Source organism: Lactobacillus sp. W8093 (assembly GCF_016100925.1).
Lineage (GTDB): Bacteria > Bacillota > Bacilli > Lactobacillales > Lactobacillaceae > Lactobacillus > Lactobacillus helsingborgensis.
In genome coordinates this window covers 18,465-41,393 of sequence record NZ_JACFRL010000001.1, presented here as the reverse complement: position 1 = coordinate 41,393, position 22,929 = coordinate 18,465, and the positions used below count along the sequence as shown (strand labels likewise).

Annotated in this window: 18 protein-coding genes and 1 CRISPR repeat array; of the genes, 15 read left to right on the top strand and 3 right to left on the bottom strand. The window is 36.0% G+C overall.

Features of this window, described 5'->3' with window-relative positions; genetic code table 11:
* Window positions 1–30: 30 nt before the first annotated feature.
* The 4 genes from cas9 (at window position 31) to csn2 (ending at window position 6,292) form a co-directional block, all read left to right on the top strand.
* A complete protein-coding gene (cas9, locus tag H3T47_RS00160) occupies window positions 31–4,212 on the top strand; it encodes a type II CRISPR RNA-guided endonuclease Cas9 (protein ID WP_199282155.1) in 4,182 nt (1,393 codons plus the stop codon).
* 220 nt (window positions 4,213–4,432) lie between these two features.
* A complete protein-coding gene (cas1, locus tag H3T47_RS00155) occupies window positions 4,433–5,344 on the top strand; it encodes a type II CRISPR-associated endonuclease Cas1 (RefSeq protein WP_199282154.1) in 912 nt (303 codons plus the stop codon).
* On the top strand, window positions 5,322–5,627 hold the full coding sequence (gene cas2 / locus H3T47_RS00150) for a CRISPR-associated endonuclease Cas2 (RefSeq protein WP_109918025.1): 306 nt from the start codon (window positions 5,322–5,324) through the stop codon (window positions 5,625–5,627). Before cas1 ends, cas2 begins: the two co-directional genes overlap by 23 nt.
* A complete protein-coding gene (csn2, locus tag H3T47_RS00145) occupies window positions 5,624–6,292 on the top strand; it encodes a type II-A CRISPR-associated protein Csn2 (RefSeq protein ID WP_199282153.1) in 669 nt (222 codons plus the stop codon). Before cas2 ends, csn2 begins: the two co-directional genes overlap by 4 nt.
* A 33-nt stretch (window positions 6,293–6,325) precedes the next feature.
* Window positions 6,326–8,935: direct repeats of the CRISPR family, unit length 36 nt; unit sequence GTTTTAGATGGTTGTTAGATCAATGATGATTAGAAC.
* 60 nt (window positions 8,936–8,995) lie between these two features.
* On the opposite strand, the gene H3T47_RS09320 is transcribed toward csn2, so the two are convergent.
* The 3 genes from H3T47_RS09320 to H3T47_RS00130 form a co-directional block, all read right to left on the bottom strand.
* Entirely contained in the window at window positions 8,996–9,118 is a 123-nt protein-coding gene (locus H3T47_RS09320) for a hypothetical protein (RefSeq protein WP_255528533.1), read from the bottom strand.
* A 380-nt stretch (window positions 9,119–9,498) separates the two neighbouring features.
* A complete protein-coding gene (locus H3T47_RS00135; protein WP_187159464.1) occupies window positions 9,499–10,746 on the bottom strand; it encodes a glycosyltransferase family 2 protein in 1,248 nt (415 codons plus the stop codon).
* A 442-nt stretch (window positions 10,747–11,188) separates the two neighbouring features.
* The gene (locus tag H3T47_RS00130) at window positions 11,189–12,103 is read right to left on the bottom strand and encodes a proline-specific peptidase family protein (protein WP_199282152.1); all 915 of its coding nucleotides are present in this window, start codon (window positions 12,101–12,103) and stop codon (window positions 11,189–11,191) included.
* A gap of 161 nt (window positions 12,104–12,264) precedes the next feature.
* Here H3T47_RS00130 and H3T47_RS00125 point away from each other — a divergent pair, with 161 nt between their 5' ends.
* The 11 genes from H3T47_RS00125 to H3T47_RS00075 all read left to right on the top strand — a co-directional run bounded on the left by H3T47_RS00125 (window position 12,265) and on the right by H3T47_RS00075 (window position 22,867).
* Window positions 12,265–13,008, top strand: coding sequence for a PAS domain-containing protein (locus H3T47_RS00125; RefSeq protein ID WP_199282151.1), 744 nt, complete (start codon window positions 12,265–12,267; stop codon window positions 13,006–13,008).
* Between the two features lie 218 nt (window positions 13,009–13,226).
* The gene (locus H3T47_RS00120) at window positions 13,227–13,676 is read left to right on the top strand and encodes a DUF3290 domain-containing protein (RefSeq protein WP_199282150.1); all 450 of its coding nucleotides are present in this window, start codon (window positions 13,227–13,229) and stop codon (window positions 13,674–13,676) included.
* Window positions 13,677–13,688: 12 nt separating this feature from the next.
* Window positions 13,689–14,324 carry a DUF421 domain-containing protein gene (locus H3T47_RS00115; protein ID WP_109918032.1) on the top strand — a complete coding sequence of 212 codons (636 nt, stop codon included), beginning with the start codon at window positions 13,689–13,691 and terminating at the stop codon, window positions 14,322–14,324.
* Between the two features lie 13 nt (window positions 14,325–14,337).
* Entirely contained in the window at window positions 14,338–15,159 is an 822-nt protein-coding gene (locus H3T47_RS00110; RefSeq protein WP_199282149.1) for a Sir2 family NAD-dependent protein deacetylase, read from the top strand.
* Between the two features lie 10 nt (window positions 15,160–15,169).
* Window positions 15,170–16,123 (top strand): exonuclease domain-containing protein, encoded by a 954-nt coding sequence (locus tag H3T47_RS00105; protein ID WP_199282148.1) that lies wholly within the window; start codon window positions 15,170–15,172, stop codon window positions 16,121–16,123.
* 140 nt (window positions 16,124–16,263) lie between these two features.
* Window positions 16,264–17,139: a DNA/RNA non-specific endonuclease gene (locus tag H3T47_RS00100; protein ID WP_199282147.1), complete on the top strand. Its 876-nt coding sequence runs from the start codon at window positions 16,264–16,266 to the stop codon at window positions 17,137–17,139.
* Between the two features lie 320 nt (window positions 17,140–17,459).
* Window positions 17,460–18,545, top strand: coding sequence for an ABC transporter ATP-binding protein (locus H3T47_RS00095; RefSeq protein WP_038521302.1), 1,086 nt, complete (start codon window positions 17,460–17,462; stop codon window positions 18,543–18,545).
* Complete coding sequence (locus H3T47_RS00090; protein ID WP_038521305.1) at window positions 18,545–19,411, top strand: carbohydrate ABC transporter permease; 867 nt, start codon at window positions 18,545–18,547, stop codon at window positions 19,409–19,411. Before H3T47_RS00095 ends, H3T47_RS00090 begins: the two co-directional genes overlap by 1 nt.
* The gene (locus H3T47_RS00085) at window positions 19,412–20,236 is read left to right on the top strand and encodes a carbohydrate ABC transporter permease (RefSeq protein ID WP_046326738.1); all 825 of its coding nucleotides are present in this window, start codon (window positions 19,412–19,414) and stop codon (window positions 20,234–20,236) included.
* On the top strand, window positions 20,220–21,515 hold the full coding sequence (locus H3T47_RS00080; protein WP_199282146.1) for an MBL fold metallo-hydrolase: 1,296 nt from the start codon (window positions 20,220–20,222) through the stop codon (window positions 21,513–21,515). The genes H3T47_RS00085 and H3T47_RS00080 overlap by 17 nt, the downstream gene beginning before the upstream one ends.
* A 47-nt stretch (window positions 21,516–21,562) precedes the next feature.
* Window positions 21,563–22,867, top strand: a complete 1,305-nt coding sequence (locus tag H3T47_RS00075; protein WP_199282145.1) for an extracellular solute-binding protein — start codon at window positions 21,563–21,565, stop codon at window positions 22,865–22,867.
* The last annotated feature ends 62 nt before the right edge of the window (window positions 22,868–22,929 follow it).

Here is a 22,929-nt window from a genome sequence, read left to right as displayed (position 1 = left end):
ATGAAATAAATTTTAAAAGGAGAAGTGAAAATGGGAAAAATTAAAGAAGATTATATTCTAGGTCTCGATATCGGGACCAATTCCTGCGGTTGGGCTGTAACTGATAAGAAAAATAACTTATTGAAGTTAAGGGGAAAAACAGCAATAGGATCTCATTTGTTTGATGAAGGGCTTACTGCTGCAGATCGCCGTGGTTTTAGGACTACTAGAAGGCGCCTTAAGCGCAGAAAGTGGCGTTTACGGTTATTAGAGGAATTTTTTGCGGAACCAATGGCCGAAGTAGATCCAGCCTTTTTTGTGCGTTTACATCAATCTTGGATATCGCCACTAGATAAGGACAGGAAAAAATACCACGCTATTGTCTTTCCGACAGCTAAGGAAGATCATGAATTTTATCACGATTATCCAACTATTTATCATTTGCGCGACGCACTAATGAGGGAAGATCGTCAATTTGATTTGCGTGAAATATTTTTAGCCATCCACCACATTGTTAAGTATCGCGGTAATTTTTTGCAAGACACTCCTGTTAAAGACTTTGAAGCTTCTAAAATTGAAGTAGGTCCTATTTTATCGAAAATCAACAATGCTTTTGCGGAAAAAATAGTTGAAGATCAAAGTCCTATTGAATTAAATGTCGCAAACGCTGCCGATATTGAGGCTGTTATTCGTGGCAAGGATGCTGAAAAAACCGTTTATAAGATGGATAAGGTCAAGAAAATTGCCAAGTTATTAACTGATTCAACTGCTAAGGAAGAAAAAAATGTGGCTAAGCAGATTGCCAACGCTATCATGGGTTACAAAACTCAATTTGAAACTATCTTAGGTAAAGAGATAGACAAAAGCGACAAGGCACAATGGGAATTCAAACTTTCGGATGCAGATGCAGATGATAAGCTGGATGCCTTATTACCGGATCTTGATGAAAGTGATCAGACTGTTGTCGCTGAAATCGAAAAATTGTTTAGCGCGATTACCTTAAGTACTATTGTTGATGAAAATAAGAGTTTATCACAATCTATGGTAGAAAAATATAATAAGCATCATCAAGATTATAAGTTGTTAAAAGCTTATATCGACACTTTGCAGGATCGCAGTATAGCTAAAAAGTTGCTTTTAGCCTATGATTTATACGTTAATAATCGTCATGGCCGCTTGCTAGAAGCCAAAACAGAATTTAAGCAGGATGGCGCTTTAACTAAAGAAGATTTTTATAAAACAGTTAAGGATAACCTTGATGATTCTGAGCCGGCTCGCAAGATTGCGCAAGAAATAGCTGCAGATAACTTTATGCCTAAACAGCGGACGAATAGTAATGGTGTAATTCCGTTTCAGCTGCATCAAATTGAACTGGATAAGATTATAGCTAATCAAAGTAAGTATTACCCCTTCTTAGCTGCAGAAAACCCGGTAGAAGATCACCGTAAACAAGCACCGTACAAATTAGATGAACTGGTCAGATTCAGAGTGCCTTATTATGTGGGACCGATGATTACAGCTGATGAACAGGAAAAAACTTCTGGTAAGAACTTTGCCTGGATGGTCAGAAAAGAAGATGGTCAAATCACTCCGTGGAATTTTGAACAAAAAGTAGACCGGCAAGAATCCGCCAACAAGTTTATTAAACGCATGATTATTAAGGATACTTATCTTTTAGGTGAAGATGTTTTGCCTGCTAATAGTTTGCTTTATCAAAGATTTGAAGTTTTAAATGAGCTTAATAATATTAGAATTAATGGCAGCAGAATTGGTGTTGACCTCAAGCAACAGATTTTCAATGACCTTTTTGAAGAAAAGAAAACTGTCACAGAAAAATCTTTGACAAGTTATTTAAAGCAAAATCTCCATTTACCGTCTGTAGAAATTAAGGGACTGGCGGATCCAACTAAATTTAATTCCAGTCTTGCGAGTTATTGCCATCTCAAAAACTTACACGTGTTTGATAAGGAATTAGCAGACCCACAATATCAAAAAGACTTTGAAAAAATAATTGAGTATTCATCTATTTTTGAGGATAAAAAGATTTTTCAAGATAAGTTGCATGCAGAATTTAAATGGCTAACACGTGAACAATTTAAAGCAATTGCGAACTGGCGCCTGCAAGGTTGGGGCAGATTATCGCGTAAACTCCTAGTTGAATTACATGATACAAATGGTCAGAACATTATGGAGCAACTGTGGGATAGCCAAAAGAACTTTATGCAGATTGTGAATGAACCAGAGTTTAAAGAAGCAATTGCTAAGGAAAATCAAAATGTTACTCAAGTAAATGGTGTTGAAGAAATTCTGGCTGATGCTTATACCTCTCCTGCTAACAAAAAAGCTATTAGGCAGGTTGTTAAAGTAGCAGCTGATGTTGTAAAAGCAGCTGGTGGTAAGAAACCTGCACAATTTGCGATTGAATTTACACGTGATCCGGATAAAAATCCCCAATTATCACATATTCGTGGTACTAAATTACTCAAGGCATATCAAGAAACCGCTGGTGAACTGGTAGATCAAAAGTTGACTGATAGCTTAAAGGAAGCGATGACTAGCCGTAAATTGCTTAAAGATAAGTACTTCTTATATTTTATGCAAGCTGGACGCGATGCTTATACCGGTAAAAAAATCAATATCGATGAAGTATCGACAAATTATCAGATCGATCATATTTTGCCACAGTCATTTATTAAAGATGATTCCTTTGATAACAGAGTATTAACTGCTACGCCGCTAAATGCAGAAAAATCAGATGATGTGCCATATAAGCGCTTTGCCAATAATTACGTTTCAGACTTGAAGATGACGGTAGGTGAAATGTGGAAACACTGGCAAAAAGCTGGCATCATAAATAAACATAAGCTAGGTAACCTATTACTTGATCCAGATAGGCTAAATAAATTTCAAAAGTCTGGTTTTATTAATAGACAACTTGTAGAAACAAGTCAAATTATTAAACTAGTGTCAGTTATTTTGCAGAATAAATATCCTGATGCTGAAATTATTACGGTTAAAGCCGGAGACAACTCGGCTCTGCGTCAGCGTCTAAACTTGTACAAGAGTCGTGAAGTAAACGACTATCATCATGCAATCGATGCTTACCTTTCAATTATTTGTGGTAATTTTTTGTACCAAGTTTATCCTAAGTATCGTCCCTACTTTGTTTATGGTAAGTATAAAAAGTTTAGTCAAAATCCAGACTTGCAAAAAGAAGTTATCAAGTACTTCAAGGGCTTTACTTTTATGTGGCCATTACTGCAAAAAGATAATTCTGAGCGTAAAGCTCCAGAAGAAATTAAAGAAAATAATAGTGATCGGATAGTCTTTTATAAGCATCCTGATATTTTTGATAAATTAAGAAAAGCATATAATTACAAATACATGCTGGTTTCAAGAGAAACCAACACTGAAAATAGCAGTATGTTCAACATGACTGTTTATCCTCGAGGAGAACGTGATCGCAAAAAGACTAGAAAGTTGATTCCTAAAGGTAATGGACTCGACCCGAAAATTTATGGTGGTTATAGCGGTAACACTGATGCATATATGGTAATTGTGAAGATTGAGAAAACAAAAGAATCTATCTATAAAGTTATTGGTGTTCCGATGCGCGCTCTTACAAGCTTAAAACAGGCTAAAAAACAAGGAAATTATAAGGAGGAACTCCACCAAGTACTTGAGCCCCAGATTATGTTTGATAATAAAGGCAAGTCTAAGCGTGACGTTAAAAGTTTTAGAGTAATAAAAGATCACGTGCCATTTAAGCAAGTTGTCTTAGACGGCAATAAAAAGTTTATGCTTTATTCTGCAAAATATGAAACGAATGCTAAGCAACTGACACTTTCTCAAGAAACGATGAGAATAGTGACAGATAACTTGAAAAAGAGTGAAGATCAAGATCAATTATTGGTAAAAGCATATGACGAGATTTTGCAGAAGGTTGATCAGTATCTACCATTGTTTGATGTTAATAAGTTCAGAAATAGTTTGCATCTAGGAAGAGAAAAGTTTCTTGATTTAACCGTCAATGATAAAAAAATTACTTTGAGTAATATATTAAACGGATTACATGATAATCTAGTTGTTCCCAGTTTGAAAAATTTAGGAATTAAGACTCCGTTTGGGTTAATGCAATCGCCTTCCGGTATCACATTGTCTCCAAATGCAATACTAATTTTTCAATCTCCAACCGGTCTTTTTGAAAAACGGGTTAAGATAGCTGATTTATAAAACAAAATAGGGAAACGAAAAATCCGGTTCCCTATTTTTATGTATAAAAAAACCTCCGCTATAGAGCTGAGGCAGGACGGTAATAATACCGCGTTGAAACTTGTACAAAAGTACATCGTTTGATTTTAAATCTGGTTGTTAGATCAATAATGATTAGATCGTTGGTAGCTAACCAACAATACAAGTATAACATTTATTTTCAGAAATACAAGGAGGAAATATGGGATGGAGATCAGTAATCATCACGCAGCATGCAAAATTAACATATTCAATGCAAATGATGATTGTTCAAACTCGTGATGGGATAAATCAAATTCCAATTGAGGATATTAATTTATTGCTTGTTTCAACTACACAGGCAGTGATAACTAGTGCACTTATTAGTAAGTTGGCGCAGAATCAAACCAAAATTATATTTGTTGATGAAAAAGACAATCCAGTTGTTGAAACAGCTGTTTATTATCCGGGAACAAGAAATATAGCTAAGTTAAAGGAGCAGTTTAATTGGGATGAGCATTTAAAAGAATTATTGTGGACAAAGATTGTTAGTCAAAAGATCAAAAATCAGATTGCAGTTTTAGAAAATTATCATTTGGCTAAAGATGATGTTCAAAATGAACTGGATCAGTTGGAAATTAATGATGAAACTAATCGCGAGGCAATTGCAGCGCGTAAATACTTTATGCTTTTATTTGATAAAAACTTTGTTAGACGTGATACCAGTGCAGTCAATGCAGCATTAGATTATGGTTATGCTATTTTGCTTTCTAGTTTTAACCGTGAAATTGTAATGAATGGCTATCTGACATATTTTGGTATTCACCACTGTTCGCAAGAAAACCAGTTTAATTTAGCTTCGGATCTAATGGAACCATTTAGACCATTTGTTGATTATTGGGTTAAGGCTCATGAAAGAATTAAAGAACTAACTCCAGATATTAAGTATGGCTTAGTTGAACTTTTAAGTTTAGAAATAAAGTTTAATGGAAAAAGTACTCTTTTAACAAATGCCATTACGGTTTATACGAGGGAATGTTTAAAGTTTCTGAGTGGGGATAGGAAAGAATTGCCAGAAATGGAGATGAGTTTAACTAATGAGGTACCGAATAATGCGCTTAATGATAATGTTTGATTTACCAACAGAAACAGCTGAAGAACGAAAAGAATATCGCCAATTTCATAAAAAGTTGATTAATGAAGGTTTTCTGATGGTTCAATTTTCAGTATATGTGAGAGTCTGTGTTACTAGACAAACGGCTAAGTTTTTGGAAAATCGTATTAGAAAATTTTTGCCTCGCGGAGGACTAGTGCAATCGCTTATGGTAACAGAAAAGCAATATAATGACATGCATTTTTTAGTTGGAAAGCCAATTGATGATGTGCGTAATACTTCAGATAGGACGATAATTTTATGATTTTAACTTATGCAACTCATAAAAAATGGGTATTTAAAGATGCAGGAATAAAAGTTATTGGATTACAAAGCCCAATTGCGTACCGTGATATAGTTCAAGGCTTTCAAGGAAAAAATAAGCTGTTAATTTGTTCAGAGGATGATTATAGTCCCCTTGATGTAAGTAAAACTTTTGATTTTATTGGTGATCCAATGCTTAGTGGGGATATTACTAAAAAGTATATGCCCCATATTGTAAGTAGTTATCTGAAAAATTTAGACGAAGAAAATCGCAATAAAGTGATTAAGTCTTTTTATAATTTAGAGTCAACCTTGCAGGATTCACTTTTACTTGAAGATTTACCTCTAGCAATCGATTTCGACGAAGACTTAAAAAAGCTTCTTAAATTCGCAGAAATTCATATAGATAATAACATGCTAGTAAATCCTTATGGTATAATAGAAACGGTTTTAAAAATTTACCAAACTTGTAATTTAAAACTAGTTCCTGTTATTTGTAATGTAGCTCATTACTTAGAAGAACAGGAGTGGCAGGAGTTAGCTAGTCTTGTCACGGAAATGAATTTAATTTTGGTTGTAATTGAATTCACCACAAAAGAAAGTTTGACAATATCTAAAGACATACCTTTTTATTATATTGATAAGGATCTAATCGATTGGTATTAGCAGCATTATTAAAATTAGATTATAAAATATCGGGTTTTAGATGGTTGTTAGATCAATGATGATTAGAACAAAAACGAGAAACTGATAGTTGAAAATGTAGTTTTAGATGGTTGTTAGATCAATGATGATTAGAACAGCTCAGAAAGATTACCATCAATTATTGAAGTTTTAGATGGTTGTTAGATCAATGATGATTAGAACATTAGTTAGTCAATTTTTGCATTGACCAACGTTTTAGATGGTTGTTAGATCAATGATGATTAGAACTATGCCTCTAATAATTCATTAGCTTTATTAGTTTTAGATGGTTGTTAGATCAATGATGATTAGAACATAATGAGAATGACGAACTGGTAAATAGTTGTTTTAGATGGTTGTTAGATCAATGATGATTAGAACGAAAGTGTGAATTAAAAATGTTATACACAAGTTTTAGATGGTTGTTAGATCAATGATGATTAGAACCATTTAATTCCTCCATTTTCCTTCCAATTAGTTTTAGATGGTTGTTAGATCAATGATGATTAGAACAGAAGGTCAAGGCATATCGGCTCGCTGACAGTTTTAGATGGTTGTTAGATCAATGATGATTAGAACCCTTTCGGTTTAATTTCTTCAACATTGCCCGTTTTAGATGGTTGTTAGATCAATGATGATTAGAACCTTTCCAAATTAATTTGAATAAAGTTTCAAGTTTTAGATGGTTGTTAGATCAATGATGATTAGAACCGACTAAATACGAGTGGGATGCTAAAAATCGTTTTAGATGGTTGTTAGATCAATGATGATTAGAACCGTGTTCCTTAAGGTACTCGTAGTGCTTAAGTTTTAGATGGTTGTTAGATCAATGATGATTAGAACCACTATTTGACATTTACGCAGTTGTGCGGTGTTTTAGATGGTTGTTAGATCAATGATGATTAGAACATATAGGATTAGGCGGTTCGCAAGCGTGGGGTTTTAGATGGTTGTTAGATCAATGATGATTAGAACTCAATCGAATGTAGTTATAGCTAGAACAGGGTTTTAGATGGTTGTTAGATCAATGATGATTAGAACCTGACAATAGAAAGTTTGATTTGACCATTGGTTTTAGATGGTTGTTAGATCAATGATGATTAGAACTAGAGTTTGGCAAATATGGCGAACAGATTGGTTTTAGATGGTTGTTAGATCAATGATGATTAGAACATTTTATTGATGATTACAATTTAGGTGCATGTTTTAGATGGTTGTTAGATCAATGATGATTAGAACTAGCATAGTATTTATTGCTTTCTAGATAAAGTTTTAGATGGTTGTTAGATCAATGATGATTAGAACAATTTAAATACTTCATTGAATTAGTATCATGTTTTAGATGGTTGTTAGATCAATGATGATTAGAACTAAGCAAGTAAATCAAAAGCATGTTCCTTAGTTTTAGATGGTTGTTAGATCAATGATGATTAGAACTTATTGATAGGTGAATATTTGTTCATCTATGTTTTAGATGGTTGTTAGATCAATGATGATTAGAACAAAAGCAAAAAATTAATACGATAGAGCGTCGTTTTAGATGGTTGTTAGATCAATGATGATTAGAACGGATAATTTTCTATCACATCCATAAAATCAGTTTTAGATGGTTGTTAGATCAATGATGATTAGAACCTTTAATGCAATGAAAAATCATGTCTTCGGGTTTTAGATGGTTGTTAGATCAATGATGATTAGAACAGTCAGGACTGTCTTGCCTTTGTAAATCACGTTTTAGATGGTTGTTAGATCAATGATGATTAGAACTAAGCACATCACCATCTAGCCTAATACTATGTTTTAGATGGTTGTTAGATCAATGATGATTAGAACTAGGAAAACGCTCAAATAATTCTAATGATGGTTTTAGATGGTTGTTAGATCAATGATGATTAGAACTATGGTCTAACAGATTCAGTGGCCAAAGCGGTTTTAGATGGTTGTTAGATCAATGATGATTAGAACTGGTTATTTCTCCCAAAGAGTATACTATGTGTTTTAGATGGTTGTTAGATCAATGATGATTAGAACCCTATCCTGCCAAGGTTAAGCAAGATTTAAGTTTTAGATGGTTGTTAGATCAATGATGATTAGAACTTTTTGTAATTGGTTTCAGGTTTGCAACCCGTTTTAGATGGTTGTTAGATCAATGATGATTAGAACGAAGACGTCAACGAATATTATGGAATTGTTGTTTTAGATGGTTGTTAGATCAATGATGATTAGAACATTGATATATTGCTCCATGACCACCATTGTGTTTTAGATGGTTGTTAGATCAATGATGATTAGAACGGTTTCGTATTTACCGTCATTGTGTGTTGTGTTTTAGATGGTTGTTAGATCAATGATGATTAGAACATAAAATTCCTGAAGAAAAAAGGGATTCTTGTTTTAGATGGTTGTTAGATCAATGATGATTAGAACTTAAACGGCCAAGGAGACCAACAATCAAGTGTTTTAGATGGTTGTTAGATCAATGATGATTAGAACGGACCTTGATGTTCGGACGTCCATTTTGTCGTTTTAGATGGTTGTTAGATAAATGATAATTAGAACAAATTAACAGATTTTTGGATAGCTTGTTATGTTTTAGATGGTTGTTAGATCAATTATTAATATTAGTATCATCACGAATAGGCAACAGCAAGTTGAGCAAAGATATCTTGGACGAGTAACGAGTATTTATAAAACAGTGTTAATTGGGGTAAACTCTTTTGGCTTTCTTTTAGGTGGTCTTGTTGCCAAAAAAATAGGTTCAAGATCAGGCATTGGAGTATCAGCAATTGCACTTTTGCTAGTTACCATAATTAGTATTTATTTGCTGGCACCTAAAATAAAGCGTGATAACAAGCCTTAGTAGCAAAAACTTGGGCAAAAAAGAATTTAGAGGTAAGTGATAAACTGTGAAATTTTTATATATGCAGGTGATTTGTTTAAGATGACAGATGTATAAAAGACTATGATTCATAATAATAGCTGTGAAGTTAAGCCTAATTGCCACTTCAGTAAGACGGCTGGCTACAAGTCAGAAGAAAACAGTAGCACACTCAATTTGGATTAATGCGATAATTTCATATCTAGCAGAAAATAAAAGACTAATAAATTGCTTATTACTGCACAAATTTATTAGTCTTTTTGAATGTGAAAATTTTTAAAAATAGTAATTAATTACAATTTCTGTGATTTTAGTTATGAGAAGTTTTTGACCAAGAGTTATTGCCAACTATTAATCGTCCCAATGCCTTGTAGGGCACGATAGCTAGAGACCATCTGTATATATCAAGCAGAAAAATTATTTTTATTAAGATAGAAAATGATATTGGTGCATCAAATTGGGCTTCGCGCCATTGCTTGATGATTAATAGACTGTTTGACAAATACTGTACTAACAGCAAACCCACAATAATTGATATACTAAGCCACGGATTAGTTCTGGCGTAGATTAACAATGCTATTAAAGAAATCGCTGCTGCTGGTGTGATAATGATTGAAAATACAGGGATTAATAGGAAAAACATTACGAAAGTCTTGACCATAGTCGGAACAGAATTTGAACGTACGATGCGAATACCATAATTATTGAGACATTGAAAGCCACCTTGGCACCAACGTGTTCTTTGGCGTATTAATTTTTTATAATCAATAACACCTTGTTGCGCGATGCTGACAGTGTTGAGAAAGGTGCCGTGATAGCCTTTTAGTAATCCCTTTAAGGAAAATTCACAATCTTCTAGCAAGGAAGATGACCAACCCACGTCTTTAGCCATTTTTAAGGTCATAAACTGTCCGTTCCCAGAAGCTAAGGATGAGCCCCAGTTTGTCCTAGCCATTTGTAAAAGGGAATTATAAATGGAAAATTCAAAATTCTGCATTACTGCAATATTATGGTTGAGATTGTATATGTTCACTCTTGTTTGCACTAAATCATAATTTGAATGATCAAAAGCATGTACTACCTGTTGCAAGTATTTTTTACTAGGATGACTATCGGCGTCTACTACCCCGATAATTGTCTCGTCTATTGAATAATTCATTTTAAAAATGTGATTAGCAGCGTCCTGTAGCGCCGGACCTTTTCCCAGTTGTGCGTTAGGTTTGATGCGATGAATGACTATGATATCAGGATGATAAGCATATTTTTGTAATAAGGAAGATGTGCCGTCACTTGAATCATCGTCAATAAAGACGAGTTTAAGTTTGATAAAATCCTCGCACTGCTTTTGTAAATCAATTAATTTGGGGATATTTTTGCGTAAAGCTTGATATTCATTCATTGCCGGTATCAATAAGAACAGGGTTTTAAAATTGTGACAGCGTTTGCCGTATGGATCCTGCTTGACATTACGACTAAATGTCAAATAGAGCATCCAGAACAAGTCAAAAACGAATGAACAGCCACCCAAAATTAATACGATGTCTATAAATAATTTCAATTTAAGGGTCTCCGATTATTTTTCCATAATTCTAAATATATTTCATATTTATAATAACATTAATAGATATATATATAAAATATATAAGCGCTTAATTATTAGTTAAATATTTATATTTAAATACGCATACACCTATAAATACTGCTTTAATAGCATTAAATTTAAGAATTTAAAAGATAAAAATAATAATTAATTAAATTATTTTTATTTATTTATTAATATTAATAGTATAAGATGTAAAATTATTTTATTATTAATTTAGTAAATTGAATATTTTAGGGTGAATGTTATTTTTATATCCACAATTCATAAGTAGTTAGGATTCGGGTTGTCTGTTCAAACTATAATTTTTGCCCTTGTTGTAATTTTAACGAGTAAAACAACAAATAAAAAGACAAGCAGTTATCTGCTTGTCTGAAATTTTTTTGCCTGAAAAATATTATTATTCGCCTTTAAAAGTGCCGTTTTCTACTTGACTAATGAAATCAGCTAAATGTTTGTAATAAACGTCCGGATTATCAACCATGTGGTGGTGACCACCATTAGGCGTCGTAACTAAACGGGAATTAGGAATTTCCTTTTGCATAATCTGTGCCGTAGCGATTGGCATTGTTTCGTTTTCACCAAAGGTTAATAGTGTAGGCACTTTAATATTTTTGAGCTGATCCCTAAAATGCCAGTCTTTTAATTTACCGGTGATAACAAATTCGTTGTCACCTTGAAAGGCTTGGTAAACAGCCGAACCACCAATATCTTTTAGGTGATACAACTTAGACGGTTGTTTCCGATCAACAAAGTTAATGTTTAGAATGTTAACGTCTTCCTGGTAACGGGCATTGCCATAATCATTATTTTGTTCACATTCATGCATAAAATCAATTTCGGTTTGGGGTAAAACCTCTTGGCGCCTGCGATTAACGGCCTTGACATAGTCGTCAATATCATCGACCATTGAAGAAATAATTGCACCTTTTAAGTGTTGCCCATATTTAACGGCATATTCTTGTACCAAAAGTCCGCCCCAACTTTGTCCAATCAGGTAAAAATTATCTAACCCCAATTTCTCTCTGACTTCATCAACTTCATCTAAGAAATAGTCGTAGGTCAAATATTTGCTGGCAATGGCTGGATCTGAGTAATCTGGCTGGTCGGAATAAAGAGAACCCAGTTGATCATACATTGTTACTTGAACGTTCAAGCCTTGCTTTTGCAGTTGTGCCGCGGTGTCCTCCCAGTATTCATGGTTGCCTCCAGGTCCACCGTGCAGAGCTAGTAAATGAATATCTCCTTTACCTTGGGTATTTGTCCATAAATGATAGCCGTTATCAAGCGTAATAATTTTTGTACCTGTTTTCATATTTTTCTCCTTTTTATTATCAGTTAGACTCTATTTTAGCTCATTATAATGGAAAGAAAAACAAATCAAAAATGAAAAATGTTTTAAAAAAGCAAATTTTGCTAAGCGCTTACGTGTTACAATGAAATTATTACTTTAGCTAAAAATTAAGGAGAATGAAAATGGCTGAACCCAAATGGTTAAAAGATATGGACAAAGATCAATATTTAAAGGAAGACTTTGATGCTCAAGGCAAAAGCCGTTATACTGTGGCGGACCTGATTAAGAACGATCCAGATTGGCTTGATAAGGCGGCAGAAAAAACACATGCTGCTACGGGCGACGATTATGTCAAGCTTGATAGTGGACTGCTAACAGTTAATCAAATCAACTGGATGCTGCGCAATACCATCGGTGAACTAACTTTTGTTGACGATAATAACCAATTCTTGTGGTACAACCGTCCGGTTGATCCTAATGCTAAAATGAAAGCTAAAAGGGTACCGGCACAAGTAGGAAATACGATGGGTGAGGTTCATCCCGATGTGCGTGATGTCATTCCGGAAGCTAAAAAAGTTGTCCATGCTTTGCGGACCAAAGAAGGCGGACACGACACGGTTTACATGCCAGTACCAACTGGCAACCTTAAGCAATTGGTTTTGCATTATTATAAGCGTGTTGAAGATGATGAAGGCAATTATGCCGGTATTTATGAATGGGTGCAGGACCTTTATCCGTTAGTAAAATACTTCTGTGAAACAACGGGACAAAAGCTGGTAGTTGATCCAGACGCTACAACAGGAGCTACATATAGGAGAAATTCCGCTCCTGATGCTCAGACGGGAGCTTCAACTAAGGCTGCAGCAGCTGCAGAAGAAGCCAAGGTAGTTGAGCCGGACACTGCAACAGGAGCTTCCCATAACTAAAAATAAATTAAATATTTGCAAGTGGTAGTTAGACTGGTTCTAACTACTTTTTTGTTATACTGATAATAGGTAGGCTTATAAACACAGTTAGAGCTTAGAAGGAGGAAAATAGCTATTCTTAACTATATTTGGTAGATATAAAACGATTAATAGCAGCTTTTATAAGCGGATTAATTATAAAAAATAGGTTGAATTATTTTCATAGAGGTAATTATGTTATGACTTTTTACACACTTAAATATATTGAGCAAAATCAAAATACCAGTAAAACCATTCTATATGTTTTGATTGCTTTCGCGGCTTTGACCATGATTGCTTTCACCGTACTTTATCTCAGACACAGATTTGATACACGTTATCGTGATTTAGGGATTATTGCGCTGTTATTTTTATTATTATTTATGGGAACGCAATATGAAAAATACGTACAAACGAATGTAGTAAAATCGCAGTCTGAACAAATTGGCCCCTTTATCAAATCAGTGGCTAAAGATAATAGGGTCCCGGTCTCTGATGTGATGGTCAATTCTACCACGTTGCAAGATGGCTTAATTGTCAGAGTAGATTCAAAAGACATTGATTACCAGTTGGAATTAAATGATGACAATAATTCATATACATTAAAGCAGGCACACGTGATCAATCACAAAGTCGATGTCAAGAATTAGGAGGAAGCAATAATGAACTATACGCAGCTTTTTATTAAATTTGTTTTAGGTGTGTTAACTTTAATTTTTCAAATCAATGTTTTTGGCAAAAGTAACATTGCTCCTACAACCGCTTTGGACCAACTGCAGAACTATGTTCTTGGTGGCATCATTGGTGGTGTTATTTATAATGCCAATATTTCCGTTTTACAGTTTCTGCTGGTTTTGATTGTTTGGACATTAGTGGTCTTTATTTTGAAGTTTGCCCGGGAACACAGTAACTTTATTCGCAGTTTGATTGATGGTAAGCCAATTCAAATAGTTAAAAACGGTCAGGTTTTACCACGTAATTGCTTATCTGCTGGACTTTCGGCCAATGAACTAATGTTCAAATTACGCAGTCAGGGCATCTATTCTGTTGATCAAGTGAAAAATTGTATCTTTGAAAAGAATGGTCAACTAACCGTAATCAAAAAAGATGAAAATAATGTCCGTTTTCCTTTAATTAATGATGGTCAAATCAACCAAGATGTGCTTGAATCTATTAATAAGGATGAAGATTGGCTGAATAAACAGCTCAAAAAAGCTGGTTATGATGATCCCAGTGATATCTTTTTGGGTGAATTTGAAAATGGTCAAGTTTCTTTCACGGGTTATAAGCAAAAATAGAAAAGGGAAATAAATGGAAAATTTGGATAAGGCGCAAGACTTAGTGCAAAACGCGGAAGTTGTGGTGGTAGTTGCTGGTAATGGTTTAGCTAAAGCGGAAGGTCTTGACCTTTTAGGTGAAGAAAATTTTGAGCGGGCTTTTCCAGATATTGTGCAAAAATATGATGTCCACTCTGTAGGCTATGCACTTGACCAGCACCTTTCTTCCTGGTCTGAAAAGTGGCAGTTATGGTCGCGCCTTATTCAAAAATATTCTCTGGCGTATCGTCCCAGTGAAACATTAAAACAATTAAAGCAGCTAATTGGTAAGCGGCAATATTTTATTGCTACCTCAACTTTTGGTCATTTTTTCGAAACTGCAGGTTTTAACGAAAATCGTATCTTTAACGCTTTCGGGGATTGGACCAAGATGCAGTGTTCCAGTGGTGTCAATCATGGTCTGCAAGACTCTTACAACGTGATGCAAAAATTTGTTGCAGCTGAGTCAAGAGCAGCTTTAGAACATCTGGTTCCCAAGTGTGAAGTTTGCGGACAGCCACTAGAAATTCACATGCCTTTAAACGATCATTTTTACCCAGATACCGATGCCAATAGCCGCTTCCGTTGGTTTTTGACTGGCAATGAGGACAAAAATACGGTCTTTTTAGAACTGGGTGTTGATGAAACCAGTCCGCAATTGCGTGAGCCAATTGAGCATTTGGTTGCCGAATACCCGCAGTGGTCGTACGTTGCCGCAGATTTCCCGCAAGAAACGTTACTGCCCGAAATTCAGGAGCGTAGTGCCGGCGTGAATGGAAATACAGCGAGTTTAATTAATTATTTAGTGACGGAGTAACTGATTTTCAATGAGTATTTACGTAAAAAATGGCGTGCTGCATGTTTCTGGCGTTCAAGATAAAATAAGGGGCAAAGGGCAGGAATGGCCTGATTTTATTGCAGATTATACCATGCTTGATATTGAAACCACGGGCTTAAACCCATATCGCGATCATGTGACTGAAATGGGCGCAGTTAAAGTACGTAATAATAAGATTGTGGATGAATTTAGCCAGTTGGTAGTTTATCCGCGTTCAAACCGTGTTCCCAGTTTTATCACTAAGTTAAACGGTATTACTGAAGAACTGCTGCTTAAAGAAGGAAAGCCTGTAAAAGAAGTAATGACTGCTTTTCGCAGTTTTATTGGTGATGATATTATCATTGGTTATAATGTCAATTTTGACTTAAATTTCCTGTATGATTTAACGCAAAAGTTTCATTTGCCCGAACTAAATAATGACTATGTTGATGTTTTGCGTCTAGCTCGCGTTTATTATCCCAAGCAGCATAACCGCTTGCTTGACTGTATTCAACGCGCGGGTATTGCCCAAGTAGAGCAGCATCATGGTCTGGATGATTCTCTTGATACTAAAAAAGTTTATGATGATTTTCGCCAACATTTTACACCCGAACTTTTAGAAAAAGCACAAGGCAAACTAAAAAACTTTGATTTATTACAAGATGAACTTGAAACTTGGGAATTGGGCTTTCGTAACCCGGTTAACAATAAGAAGATTGCTTTTGCTCCCGAAGTAGAAATAGATGCTGCTGAAGCTGCACAAATGGTTAATAATATGAACGGGATTGCGCAAACTGGGGTTAAAGCGGATACTGATTATTTAATTATGAGTGATGATGGCTTTTTTAGTAAAAGCAATGCGGAAGCTCTCAAAGCGAAAGAATTTAATCGCGCTGGGAGTAAGATTAAGCGTCTGTCTGAAAGCTATTTCTTAAATATGCTTGATGAATGGGCTAGGAGTTAAAAAGTGCTAAGTTAAGAGTCCTGAAAGTTTGCCTACTTTTAGGACTTATTTTGTTAATAGATTTGCCTTTTTATTGTTCCGGTTGCAAACAGTAGTTCGTTTAGCTATACTTAATTATTATTAAATAAGGAGCAATTTGAATGGCACGCAGGCGAGGCAGACGGAGCAATAAAGCCAATATCAGCGACTTCTGGGCAATAGTTATTCTGGTTTTATTTTTAATCTGGTTTATTTCAACTAAAGGCGGCTCTGATCCGAATGGGCACCAAACAATTGACAGAATTACCCGCAGTGACCATCAGAAAAATAATAAGATTACGCAGGCAAGGCCGGCAGCTAAGGTTTATGGTGGTTTATCAAGTCAAGATTATCAAAAATTGGCTAATTTAGATTTTAAAAGTGGCAGTTCTGCATATATTACAGTTAATAATGATCACTCAACTTTGATTAAAAATGCTTGGCGGGTTAACCGAGTCATTTATGCGAATTTAGACAGCCTAAACCGCACTTCACATTCCAACACGGCTTTTTTACAAAAAAGGAATGTGGCAAATGATAGCCTTAGAGTGCGGCAATTCGTTGAGCCTACCGGTTGGCACTACAATCGGCGTAATGGAACCCAAATTTATAATCGCGGGCATTTGATAGCCTATTCGGTTTCTGCCGGTATTGATCAAGAGGGTAATTTTAATCCAGACAATCTTTCCGGTGATCAAAATAATCCTAAAAATTTATTCACCCAGTCTGCTTTTTCGAACCAGCGAATACAGACCATGTTTGAGAGTCGTATTCGTGTAGCCTTGAGACAGAATAAAAAAGTGATTTATCAAGCCACCCCTATTTTTCGCGGTGAAGAACTAATGGCACGGGGAATTAACTTGCAGGCAGTTTCAACTGACGGAGAACTTGATTTTAACGTTTACTTATTTAACATTCAGCCGGGCTACTCTTTTAACTATAATAATGGGCGGGCTAGGATTGATCATGAGATGCTGGTTGAAGAAAATTATAATTGATGTGTTCTAGAAAATGTAAATGAATAGGCAAATGTTCGGATAAAATAGTAATTAATATATACAGGAATTAAAAGGGGCAACGGTAAGATTTACAGCTGCCCTTTTTGTTAATGGTAATATGAGAAAAAGAGAACATTAAATACTATTTTTGTAAAATAATTAGCAATTAGCACGAGTAATACGAATATTTAGGTCAAAAAGGTGCTTATCACAACTGAACCCCGAATTTTCATTGAGCAAATAAGGTTGTGTTCTAAGAACTTTTATCATAAAATTAAAGAAGTAAAAAGTAAAATACAAATTATAGTGGTGCGAGTTAAATGGATAACAATAAGTTTGTTGAAGTAAAAAATTTGCGGAAAGTTTATGACAATGGGCATGAGGCGATCAAAAATGTCAGCTTTTCCGTTAAAAAAGGAGATCTGGTCTGTTTGCTGGGACCGTCTGGGTGCGGTAAAACAACCATTTTAAATATGCTGGCAGGCCTTTTGAACCCTACAGAGGGAGATATTTTATTTAACGGTAAGTCAGTTATAAAAGTTGCGCCTAAAGATCGCCATATTGGCTACGTTTTTCAAAATTACGCATTGTATCCTCATATGACCGTTTTGCAAAACGTAATGTTTCCGTTAATTGTGGGAGCTAATAAAAAGTCTAAAGCTGAAGCTAAAGAAATTGCTACCAAATATATGGAGTTAACTCAAATTACTGAACTGGCTGACCAAAAGCCGGGTAATTTATCCGGCGGTCAGCAGCAAAGAGTGGCAATTGCCCGCGCCTTAGTACAAGAACCCCAAATTCTGCTGATGGATGAGCCATTAAGCAATTTGGATGCCAGATTGCGTCTGAAAATTCGTGAAGAAATACGATCACTGGTAAAAACCGTAGGGATCACGACCCTTTTTGTCACCCATGACCAAGAAGAAGCGTTGTCTATTGGTGATAAGATTATTTTGTTTAATGATGGCATTATTCAACAAGATGATTTGGGTCAAAATTTCTATTTGGAGCCTAATAATTATTTTGTAGCCAATTTTGTAGGCAATCCGGTAATTGATAATTTTAAAGTAACTAAAACAGCAAATGAAATAAAGTCAAGCCAATTTACGATAAATCTTGCCGATATGGAGCAGTCACGTTTTAAGCGTGAACTCCCCGACGGTGAGTATGTCTTATCTGTGCGCCCAGAAAATATCGTTCCCGACCCTGATGGTCTTTTTGAAACAAAAGTGGACGATATTGAATTAATTGGACGTGAACGAATTTTAAAATTTACATTTGATAATCAACAAGTGCGTTCACTAATCAACTTAGAAGCTCCAATTAAACATGGTGATGTAGTAAAACTGAAAATGCGGCTAAATAGGGTATTCCTGTTTACACCTGAAGGAGAGCGAGTTTACTAATGAAGACAAATCAGAAAAAGGCTTGGCTTTTTTTAGCACCAACAATTATTTTCGTCACTCTGTTTAGTATTTACCCTATTTTACGTGCATTTGGCATGAGCTTTCAGGGTGGTTCCTTAATTGACTTACATTGGAATGGTTTTAGCAACTACCAGTATATTTTTAACGATCCCGAGTTTTGGCTGGCTATCAAGAATACCGTTCTTTATGCCGTTATTTCTGTGCCGGTTGGACTGGCAATTTCAATTATGCTGGCGTGGATTATTTTTGATAAGGTAAAACACAAGTCATTTTTTGAAACCACATTCTTCATGCCTTATGTTACTTCGACGATTGCGATTGGTATTGTTTTTCGTTATATCTTCAATGGTGATTACGGGATGCTGAACTTTTTGCTCAGGTCACTGCACCTGCCAGCTCCTGATTGGATTGATGATCCGGCAATGTCTTTGACGACTATTATTATCTTTGGTATTTGGTCGTCACTGGCTTTCAACATAGTTATTTTGATGGGGGCACTACGTAATATTGATCCCAACTTTTACACTATTGCCGATATGTATGGTGCAAGCGGCCGCGATAAGTTTTGGCGCATTACCATGCCCGAACTAGTTCCTACCATTGCATTTCTACTTACCATGAATGTGATAGGGGCATTTAAAATTTATACATCTGTTTATGCACTCTTTAACGGGCAAGCCGGAGTCGGAAATTCAGGGACAACCGCCGTCTTCTATATTTACAATAAGTTCCAAATAGTTGGCACTCCTGGAGTTGCGATGGCGGCGACAGTGATCTTGTTCCTGATAATTCTGTTTGCTACATTTTTGCAGCGAAAAATGATGAAGAAGGTAGGAGAAAATTAAATGAAACGAATTCGCTTAGGAGTTTTATTCAGTTACATTATTTTATTTATCTTTGCCATCATTACCGTTTTTCCCTTTATTTATATGATTTTGGGCGGTTTGATGAGTTTTCAGGAAACTACTTCAATTCCTCCTACATTAATTCCACATCACTTTGAGTGGTCCAACTACGCTACAGTTTTTGCGCGGGCACCATTTGGTCGTTACTTCTTCAATACGGTCTTAACTGCTAGCGTCACTACGATTGTTAGTTTGTTTAATTCTTTATTAGGTGCGTTTGCGATGGTTAACCTGCGCTTTAAGGGCAAAGGCTTAATTCAATTGGTGCTTTTGTCACTATTGATGGTTCCAGGAGAAGCAATCATCTTTACTAACTATAATACGATCGCGCACATGGGTTTATTGAACACTTATGTGGGTTTGGTCTTACCGTTCTTGACTTCTATTTTCTACATGTATTACTTGCAAAGTTACTTTGGTTCAATCTCAGATACGATTTATAAAGCCGCTATGATTGATGGAGCAAGCGATTGGGATTATATCTGGAAAATTTTAGTCCCGATGTCAAAAGGTGGTTTATTTACTGTCGGTCTTTTAAGTTTCATCTCTGGATGGAATTCTTTCCTTTGGCCTTTGCTTGTAACGAATGAAGATACTATGAGGCTGCTTAATAACGGCTTGTCAGCCTTTGCATCTGATGCCGGTAGTGAAACGCAGCTGCAATTAGCCGCTGCAACCCTTACGGTTTTGCCTATTTTGGTCTTGTACTTAATCTTTAGAAAACAGATTATTAAGGGGGTAGTGCGTAATGACCTCAAAGGCTAAGACCACCATTACCTTTTATAACGGCTTGAATACCATTGGTGGACCGATGATCGAAGTCGCTTACCGTAAATCGCATATTTTATTTGATTTGGGTGAGGTCTACAGACCGGAATTAAATCTGCCTGATGAAAAGTACCAGACTTTAATTAATAACCAGTTGATTGGAGATGTGCCCAACTTTTATGATCCCGAATTAACTGGGCAAACACTTGATCACGAGCGGTGGACACATGCGGCAGCTTACATGTCGCATCTTCACCTTGATCACAGTAAGGCTATGAATTTTTTGGCACCTGAAATACCTTTGTATGCTGGGCCGCTTACCGCTAAGATGCTGCCGGCTTTAAATGAAAAGGGAGATTTTCTGTTACCGGCAGCTAATCATGGGCTTGACTATACCCGTCCCATTATTGCAGCGCAGTACCAAAAGCCGATTGAAGTGGGCGATATTACAATGACGGTTTGGCCTAGTGACCACGATGCCTATGGTGCGACTGGACTTATTGTCAAGACACCTGATTTAGCAATTGCATATACTGGTGACATTCGCTTGCATGGTTATCACCCTGATTGGGTCAAAAAATTTTTAACAGTTGCAAAAGAATGTGATGTTTTGATTACTGAGGCAACTGGGTTTTCTTGGCCCGAAGAAAAGCATGAAGAAAGCAGCGAAGAATTTACCGGTCCTAAAAATGAGGCCGAGCTGACTGCTCAATTTATCCAATTGCAAAATGACAATCCCAAGCGGCAAATCACCTTCAATACATACCCTACCAATGTTGAACGGTTGCTGCGCATCATTTCTGACTCGCCACGCCGCGTTGTTTTACATGCTGCCAGGGCCCATTTGCTCAAGGAGAGTTTAAATAAGGACTTTTCGTATTATTACTTGCCAGGGGAGCAAAAATTCGCTGATCTGAAACCAGAATTAGCCGTTCATTATGAAAAACTGCTAAATGATGATCACGAATTCCTCTGGCAAGCAGTTGCAGATTTTGATCAGTTGCAAAAAGGAGGGCTTTATATTCATTCTAATGCGGAGCCCTTAGGTGATTTTGATCCAGCCTATCAACCTTTTATGCAAAAATTGGCTGATCAGGAGATTGAGGTTCAGACGTTGCGTTGTTCTGGTCACGCCGACGAAAAGGAACTGGCACAAATTATTGATATGGTTCAACCACCAACACTAATTCCAGTGCACACATTGCATCCGGAGTTGGTGGAGAACCCTTATGGTAAAAGGATTTTACCAAAGCGCAACCAAACAATTACGCTTTGATTAATCAAAAAAATGTTGTTTAGTTTATATTTGGGAGGTTTAACCAAATGAAGTTTCGTAAAAAGTTAGCCGCTGCGTTTGCAATTGGCTTAGCTCTGGTTGGTACTGCAGCTTGTTCTAATGGTGGAAACAATTCTTCATCATCTTCAAGTTCAGATAAGATTGCTAAAGTTAAAAAGACAACTAATATTGTCTTTTGGCATGGTATGACTGGTGTTCAACAATCAACTTTAAAGAAATTGACACAGGAATTTGAAAGTAAAAATCCTAAAATTAAAGTTAAGTTGGAAAATCAGGGTGCATATAATGACTTGCAAGCCAAAATTAATTCGACCCTGCAGTCACCTAATAACCTGCCTACTATTACCCAAGCATATCCTGACTGGCTCTTTAATGCAGCTAAGAAAAATATGCTCGTTGACCTAACACCTTATATTAATAATAAAGAAGTTGGTTGGGGCAGCAGCAAGGCGTCTGATATCAAGTCTGCCCTTCTGGATGGTGCGAAGATTGAGGGCAAACAATACGGTATTCCTTTTAATAAATCAATTGAAGTTTTGACTTACAATGCAGATTTGCTTAAGAAATACGGCATTAAGAAGGCTCCGGCAACTATGGATGAGCTGAAAAAAGATTCACAAATCATCTATAAAAAGAGTAACCATAAGGTAGTCGGTGCCGGTTTTGACTCTTTGTCAAATTACTATACTTTAGGTATGAAGAATGAAGGCGTCGACTTCTCAAGTAAAATTGATTTTACTGGCGACACTTCTAAGAAAGTTATTAATTTCTACGCAGATGGTATCAAGGCTGGTTACTTCAGAGTAGCTGGTTCAGAGCATTACCTCTCTGGTCCATTTGCTAACCAAAAGGTTGCAATGTATATCGGTACTTCTGCCGGTGAAGGCTTTGTTAAGCAAGGTGTCGGCAACAAGTTTACTTATGATGTTGCACCTCGCCCGGGCAAATACACTATGTCTCAAGGTACAGACATTTATATGTTTAAACATGCCTCAGCAGATCAAAAGTCAGCTGCATTTACTTACATCAAGTTCCTAACTTCAAAGGCGAGTCAACTTGAATGGGCTAATGCTACTGGTTATATTCCAGTTAGTCAAGCTGCTGCTGATTCAGCTGAATACAAGGACAGCAAGAAGCTGAAATTGCCAGCTAAACTTGAAGACGCAATGGCAAATCTTTATAGCGTACCAATTATTAAAAATGCTGGTGCTGCTTATGGTAACTTAAACCCAGTTATGCAAAATATTTTTGCTGCAGCACAAAAAGGGCAAAATGTTGATAACGCTATTAAAAGTGGTAAAGCAAAATTCGATGCCGCTTGGAAACAATAAAAACTAAATAGCAATTTTTATTACCGAACCTGTCATTAAATGACAGGTTCTTTTTTTGGCTT

Excerpts from the sequence above, each read along its gene's own strand:
- H3T47_RS00110 (WP_199282149.1), top strand. The coding sequence starts at position 14,338 with ATGGAAAATTTGGATAAGGCGCAAGACTTAGTGCAAAACGCGGAAGTT.
- cas2 (WP_109918025.1), top strand. The coding sequence starts at position 5,322 with ATGCGCTTAATGATAATGTTTGATTTACCAACAGAAACAGCTGAAGAA.
- H3T47_RS00100 (WP_199282147.1), top strand. The coding sequence starts at position 16,264 with ATGGCACGCAGGCGAGGCAGACGGAGCAATAAAGCCAATATCAGCGAC.
- H3T47_RS00075 (WP_199282145.1), top strand. The coding sequence starts at position 21,563 with ATGAAGTTTCGTAAAAAGTTAGCCGCTGCGTTTGCAATTGGCTTAGCT.
- H3T47_RS00090 (WP_038521305.1), top strand. The coding sequence starts at position 18,545 with ATGAAGACAAATCAGAAAAAGGCTTGGCTTTTTTTAGCACCAACAATT.
- H3T47_RS00095 (WP_038521302.1), top strand. The coding sequence starts at position 17,460 with ATGGATAACAATAAGTTTGTTGAAGTAAAAAATTTGCGGAAAGTTTAT.
- cas1 (WP_199282154.1), top strand. The coding sequence starts at position 4,433 with ATGGGATGGAGATCAGTAATCATCACGCAGCATGCAAAATTAACATAT.
- H3T47_RS00085 (WP_046326738.1), top strand. The coding sequence starts at position 19,412 with ATGAAACGAATTCGCTTAGGAGTTTTATTCAGTTACATTATTTTATTT.
- H3T47_RS00105 (WP_199282148.1), top strand. The coding sequence starts at position 15,170 with ATGAGTATTTACGTAAAAAATGGCGTGCTGCATGTTTCTGGCGTTCAA.
- cas9 (WP_199282155.1), top strand. The coding sequence starts at position 31 with ATGGGAAAAATTAAAGAAGATTATATTCTAGGTCTCGATATCGGGACC.
- H3T47_RS09320 (WP_255528533.1), bottom strand. The coding sequence starts at position 9,118 with ATGGTAACTAGCAAAAGTGCAATTGCTGATACTCCAATGCCTGATCTT.
- H3T47_RS00130 (WP_199282152.1), bottom strand. The coding sequence starts at position 12,103 with ATGAAAACAGGTACAAAAATTATTACGCTTGATAACGGCTATCATTTA.
- H3T47_RS00125 (WP_199282151.1), top strand. The coding sequence starts at position 12,265 with ATGGCTGAACCCAAATGGTTAAAAGATATGGACAAAGATCAATATTTA.
- H3T47_RS00115 (WP_109918032.1), top strand. The coding sequence starts at position 13,689 with ATGAACTATACGCAGCTTTTTATTAAATTTGTTTTAGGTGTGTTAACT.
- H3T47_RS00080 (WP_199282146.1), top strand. The coding sequence starts at position 20,220 with ATGACCTCAAAGGCTAAGACCACCATTACCTTTTATAACGGCTTGAAT.
- H3T47_RS00120 (WP_199282150.1), top strand. The coding sequence starts at position 13,227 with ATGACTTTTTACACACTTAAATATATTGAGCAAAATCAAAATACCAGT.
- csn2 (WP_199282153.1), top strand. The coding sequence starts at position 5,624 with ATGATTTTAACTTATGCAACTCATAAAAAATGGGTATTTAAAGATGCA.